General features: G+C 62.5%; 8 protein-coding genes. All 8 read left to right on the top strand.

Annotated features, from left to right (window positions below; all coding sequences use genetic code 11):
• A partial coding sequence (locus tag ABR948_RS27895; protein ID WP_428124259.1) for an NADH-ubiquinone oxidoreductase-F iron-sulfur binding region domain-containing protein occupies positions 1–310 on the top strand: 310 nt, incomplete at its 5' end.
• A gap of 5 nt (positions 311–315) precedes the next feature.
• On the top strand, positions 316–807 hold the full coding sequence (locus ABR948_RS27890; RefSeq protein WP_428124257.1) for a hypothetical protein: 492 nt from the start codon (positions 316–318) through the stop codon (positions 805–807).
• Between the two features lie 7 nt (positions 808–814).
• Positions 815–2,890, top strand: a complete 2,076-nt coding sequence (gene nuoG, locus ABR948_RS27885) for an NADH-quinone oxidoreductase subunit NuoG (protein WP_428124255.1) — start codon at positions 815–817, stop codon at positions 2,888–2,890.
• Positions 2,891–2,894: 4 nt separating this feature from the next.
• On the top strand, positions 2,895–3,950 hold the full coding sequence (nuoH, locus tag ABR948_RS27880) for an NADH-quinone oxidoreductase subunit NuoH (RefSeq protein ID WP_428124253.1): 1,056 nt from the start codon (positions 2,895–2,897) through the stop codon (positions 3,948–3,950).
• 7 nt (positions 3,951–3,957) lie between these two features.
• A complete protein-coding gene (gene nuoI / locus ABR948_RS27875; RefSeq protein ID WP_074832611.1) occupies positions 3,958–4,452 on the top strand; it encodes an NADH-quinone oxidoreductase subunit NuoI in 495 nt (164 codons plus the stop codon).
• Between the two features lie 9 nt (positions 4,453–4,461).
• Positions 4,462–5,100: an NADH-quinone oxidoreductase subunit J gene (locus ABR948_RS27870; RefSeq protein ID WP_428124251.1), complete on the top strand. Its 639-nt coding sequence runs from the start codon at positions 4,462–4,464 to the stop codon at positions 5,098–5,100.
• Complete coding sequence (gene nuoK, locus ABR948_RS27865; RefSeq protein WP_171581897.1) at positions 5,097–5,405, top strand: NADH-quinone oxidoreductase subunit NuoK; 309 nt, start codon at positions 5,097–5,099, stop codon at positions 5,403–5,405. The genes ABR948_RS27870 and nuoK overlap by 4 nt, the downstream gene beginning before the upstream one ends.
• An 8-nt stretch (positions 5,406–5,413) precedes the next feature.
• Positions 5,414–5,601: hypothetical protein (locus tag ABR948_RS27860; protein ID WP_428124248.1), on the top strand; the 188-nt coding region annotated here is incomplete at its 3' end.

Below are 5,601 nucleotides of genomic sequence, written 5' to 3'. Positions count from 1 at the left end.
TTTCTACAAGCATGAGAGCTGCGGCCAGTGCACGCCGTGCCGCGAGGGCACCGGTTGGATGTGGCGGGTGCTGACCCGGATGGCGGAGGGCCGCGCCCACAAGCGCGAGATCGACATGCTGCTGGAAGTGACAAAGCAGGTCGAGGGTCACACCATCTGCGCGCTCGGCGATGCCGCGGCGTGGCCGATCCAGGGCCTGATCGCGCATTTCCGTCACGAGATCGAGGCGCGGATCGACGCCTATTCGCGCAAGGCCGATGTCGACGACGCCGGCATTCTGGACCCTGCGCATATGGTCGCGGCGGAGTGAGATCGATGTCGCAACCGAGCATTTTCTGGTGGCAGAAATACGGGACGCTGGCGCAGATGGCGCAGGCCTGCGTGGCGCTGCTCGGCTTTGTTGCGATCCTGTTCCAGATCAACGAAATCCGCTCCAGCAATCGCGCCGTCAGCGCCCGGCAGGCGTTCCTGGGCTATACGGATCTGGCGTTCAGGAACCCGAAATTTTCGTCGCCGGATTACGATATGATCAAGGCCGGTGGCCGCGATGCGCAGGTTCAATATGAGAGTTTTGTCTCGTATTTCCTCTATGCCTGCGAGGAGGCGACCGCCGCATTCGCCAACCGGCCCGAATGGCAGGCGTCGTGCGACTACGACCTGAAGCCGCATCTGCCGTTCCTGTGCGAGAAGAACGTCGCTGAGCCCGCTTATCTCGCGACCTACAGCACCGACACCCAGCAATGGGTAAAAGCGTCCATGAAGACCGCGAGCGTCACACCACCCGACTGCAAGCTCGGAAAGACCTGAGACAGCAATGACCAAACTCATCGTCGATGGCAAAGAGATCGATGTTCCCGCAGAATTCACGCTGCTGCAGGCGTGCGAGGCGGCGGGGGCTGAAATTCCGCGCTTTTGCTACCACGAGCGCCTGTCGATCGCCGGCAATTGCCGGATGTGCCTGGTTGAGGTGAAGGGCGGCCCGAAACCGGTCGCAAGCTGCGCCTGGGGCGTTCGCGATTGCCGTCCCGGTCCCAAGGGTGAACCGCCGGAGATCTCGACCCGCTCGCCGATGGTGAAGAAGGCACGCGAAGGCGTGATGGAATTCCTGCTGATCAACCATCCGCTGGATTGCCCGATCTGCGATCAGGGCGGGGAGTGCGACCTGCAGGATCAGGCAATGGGTTACGGCGTCGACACCAGCCGCTTCGCCGAGAACAAGCGCGCGGTCGAGGACAAATATATCGGCGCGCTGGTCAAGACCTCGATGAACCGCTGCATCCAGTGCACGCGCTGCGTCCGCTTTGCCGCCGAAGTCTGCGGCGTTCCCGAGATGGGCGCGACCGGCCGCGGCGAGGATATGGAGATCACCACCTACCTCGAGTCCGCGCTGACCTCGGAACTGCAGGGTAATCTCGTTGATATCTGTCCGGTGGGAGCGCTGACCTCGAAGCCCTACGCGTTCGCGGCACGGCCCTGGGAGCTCGGCAAGACCCAGTCGATCGACGTGATGGACGGCGTCGGCTCGGCGATCCGGGTCGATACCCGTGGCCGCGAGGTGATGCGGATTCTGCCGCGCGTCAACGAGGCGGTGAACGAGGAGTGGATTTCCGACAAGACCCGCCACATCATTGATGGCCTGCGCACGCAGCGGCTCGACCGTCCCTACATCAGGGAGAACGGCCAGCTTCGCGCGGCATCGTGGTCCGAGGCTTTCGCGGCGATCGCAGCCAAGGCCGGCCGCATCGACGGCAAGCGGATCGGGGCCATCGCCGGCGATCTCGCCGCGGTGGAGGAGATGTTCGCGCTCAAGGACTTGTTGGCGAAATGCGGCTCGGCCAATCTCGCGGTCCAGGGCGGCGATGCTTTCACTCCCAAGGCCGGCCGCGCCTCCTACATCTTCAATCCCACCATCGCCGGCATCGATCAGGCCGACGCGCTGTTGATCGTGGGTTCGAACCCGCGCAAGGAGGCCGCCGTTCTCAACGCGCGGATCCGCAAGCGCTGGCGCAGCGGCCAGCTCAAGATCGGTGTGATCGGCGCCAAGGCCGATCTCACTTACGGTTATGACTATCTGGGCGCGGGTACGGATTCGCTCAGCGATCTCGCCGCCGGCAAGCATTCCTTCGCGGACGTGCTGAAAAACGCGAAACATCCGATTGTGCTGGTCGGCGCCGGCGTAGCAGCGCGGCACGACGGAGCGGCGGTGCTCGCGGCCGCGGCGAAGCTGGCGCTGGATTTCGGCGCGGTCAAGGACGGCTGGAACGGCTTCGCCGTGTTGCAGGATACGGCGTCGCGCGTGGGCGCGCTCGATATCGGCTTTGCTGCGGGCGCTGGCGGCCTGAGCGCAGCCGAGATGACGACATTCGGCACCATCGACGTTCTGTTCCTGCTTGGCGCTGATGAGGTCAAGGTGCCCGACGGCACCTTTGTGGTCTATATCGGCACCCATGGCGACCGCGGCGCGCACCGTGCCGATGTCATCCTGCCGGGCGCGGCCTATACCGAAAAGTCCGGCATCTTCGTCAACACCGAAGGCCGGGTGCAGATGGCCAACCGTGCGGCATTTCCCCCGGGAGAGGCACGCGAGGACTGGGCGATCATTCGTGCGCTGTCGGACGTTCTGGGCAAAAAGCTGCCCTACGATTCGCTAAGTGCCCTGCGGCAGGCGATCTTCAAGGCCACGCCGCATCTGATGCGCGTCGACCAGATCGAGGCCGGCAACGCGGCCGATCTCAAGACGCTCTCGGCCAAGGGCGGCACTGTCGAGAAGGCGCCGTTCAAGACATCCGTTGAAGATTTCTATTTGGCCAACCCGATCGCGCGCGCTTCGGCTGTCATGGCGGAATGCTCCCGCCTGGCGTCGGGGCAAATGCTGACGGCGGCGGAGTAAAGCGATGGCCGAATTCTGGACCAGTACATTGTGGCCGCTGATCGTGATGGTCGCCGAAAGCCTGCTGCTGCTCGTGGTGCTGTTGATCGCGATCGCCTACATCCTGTTGGCCGACCGCAAGATCTGGGCGGCGGTGCAGATCCGGCGCGGTCCCAACGTCGTCGGGCCGTTCGGCCTGTTCCAATCCTTTGCCGATCTGCTGAAATTCGTGCTGAAGGAGCCGATCATTCCGGCCGGCGCCAACAAGGGCGTGTTCCTGCTGGCGCCGCTGGTGAGCTGCGTGCTGGCGCTGGCGGCGTGGGCCGTGATCCCGATGAGTCTCGGCTGGGTGATCGCCGACATCAATGTCGGCGTGCTCTTTATTTTCGCGATCTCGTCGCTGTCGATCTACGGCATCATCATGGCCGGGTGGTCGTCGAACTCGAAATATCCGTTCCTCGCAGCACTTCGCTCGGCGGCGCAGATGGTGAGCTACGAAGTCTCGATCGGGTTCGTCATCATCACGGTGTTGCTATGCGCGGGCTCGCTCAATTTGTCGGCCGTGGTCGAGGCGCAGAACACCCGCGGCCTCGGCAGCCTGATCGGACTGCCCTGGCTGACGTTCCTGAACTGGTACTGGCTGCCGCTGTTTCCGATGTTCGTGATCTTCTATGTCTCGGCGCTGGCCGAAACCAACCGTCCGCCATTCGATCTGGTGGAAGCCGAATCCGAACTGGTGGCGGGATTCATGGTCGAATACGGCTCGACGCCGTATTTGCTGTTCATGCTCGGCGAATATGTCGCGATCACCACGATGTGCGCGATGGCTGCGATCCTGTTCATGGGCGGCTGGCTGCCGCCGATCGCACTGCCGCCGTTCACCTGGATACCCGGCGTGATCTGGTTCGTGCTCAAGGTATTTTTCATGTTCTTCCTGTTTGCGATGGCGAAGGCGATCGTGCCGCGCTACCGCTACGACCAGTTGATGCGGCTGGGCTGGAAGGTGTTCCTGCCGTTGTCGCTGGCGATGGTGGTGATCGTCGCCGGTGTGCTGCAGTTCGCTGGGATCGCGCCGAAATGAGGTCGCTATGAGTGTCAATATCAACGCCACAGCCCGCTCGCTGCTGCTCACCGAATTCGTATCGGCGTTCTTTCTGGCCATGCGCTATTTCTTCAAGCCGAAGCCGACGCTGAATTATCCGTTCGAAAAGGGGCCGATTTCGCCGCGGTTCCGCGGCGAGCACGCGCTGCGCCGATATCCCAACGGCGAGGAACGCTGCATCGCCTGCAAGCTGTGCGAGGCGATCTGTCCGGCGCAGGCGATCACCATCGAGGCCGGCCCACGCCGCAACGACGGTACCCGCCGCACCGTGCGCTACGACATCGACATGGTGAAATGCATCTATTGCGGATTGTGCCAGGAGGCCTGTCCGGTCGATGCCATCGTCGAGGGACCGAACTTCGAATTCGCGACCGAGACCCGCGAGGAACTCTATTATGACAAGGCGAAACTTCTCGCCAACGGCGACCGCTGGGAGCGTGAGCTTGCGAAGTCCATCGAACTCGACGCGCCGTACCGGTGAGGTGAGGGCATGATCCTTCCCGCGCTGTTCTTCTATTTGTTCGCCGGCATCTGCGTGGCCTCGGCGGTGATGGTGATTGTGTCGCGCAATCCCGTGCACTCCGTGCTGTTTCTGATCCTGGCATTCGTCAATGCCTCGGGCCTGTTCGTGCTGATGGGCGCCGAGTTTCTGGCGATGATCCTGGTCGTGGTCTATGTCGGCGCGGTCGCGGTGCTGTTTCTGTTCGTGATCATGATGCTCGATGTCGATTTCACCGAACTGCGCGAGGGTTTTCTGGAATATCTGCCGATCGGTCTGGTGATCGGCGCGGTATTCCTGGCTGAATTGCTGCTGGTCGGGGGTGGCTGGGTCATCAACCCCAACGTCGCTAAAACCATCACCGCGGCGATCCCGACTAATGTAAGCAATACCGAAGCGCTCGGGCTCGTGCTCTACACCAAATACATCCATTACTTCCAGATCGCCGGCATGGTGCTGCTGGTGGCGATGATCGGCGCCATCGTGCTGACGCTGCGTCACAAGGTCAGCGTCAAGCGGCAGGACATCAATGTGCAGAACGCGCGGACGCCTGAACTGGCCATGAGCGTACGCAAGGTGGCGTCCGGGCAGGGCCTGCAGGACGCGGACGCGGCGGAGTGGGTGCAATGACGATCGGTCTTGGGCATTATCTCGCGGTCGGCGCCATCCTGTTCACGCTCGGGATCCTCGGCATCTTCCTCAATCGCAAGAACATCATCGTGATCCTGATGTCGATCGAGCTGATCCTGCTGGCCGTCAACATCAACCTGGTGGCGTTCTCGACCTTCCTCGGCGATATCGTCGGCCAGGTGTTCGCGCTCTTGGTGCTCACGGTCGCGGCGGCGGAAGCGGCGATCGGTCTTGCGGTGCTGGTGGTGTATTTCCGCAACCGCGGCTCGATCGCGGTTGAAGACGTCAATCTGATGAAGGGTTAACGCGCCAAATGATTCAGGCAATCGTCTTTCTGCCGCTGATCGGCGCGATACTTGCGGGGCTGATCTCGATATTCGGCGCGCATGCGCGCAATCCAAGCGGTGACACCGTCGAGCATCATGACGACGCGCATGGCGCCGACGCCCATGCGTCCGCTGCGCATGACGATCATGCCGATGATCACGGCCACGATGATCA

Origin of the sequence: Bradyrhizobium sp. (assembly GCF_050014615.1) — a bacterium.
Taxonomy (GTDB): domain Bacteria; phylum Pseudomonadota; class Alphaproteobacteria; order Rhizobiales; family Xanthobacteraceae; genus Bradyrhizobium.
This window is presented reverse-complemented; position numbering and strand designations above follow the sequence as displayed.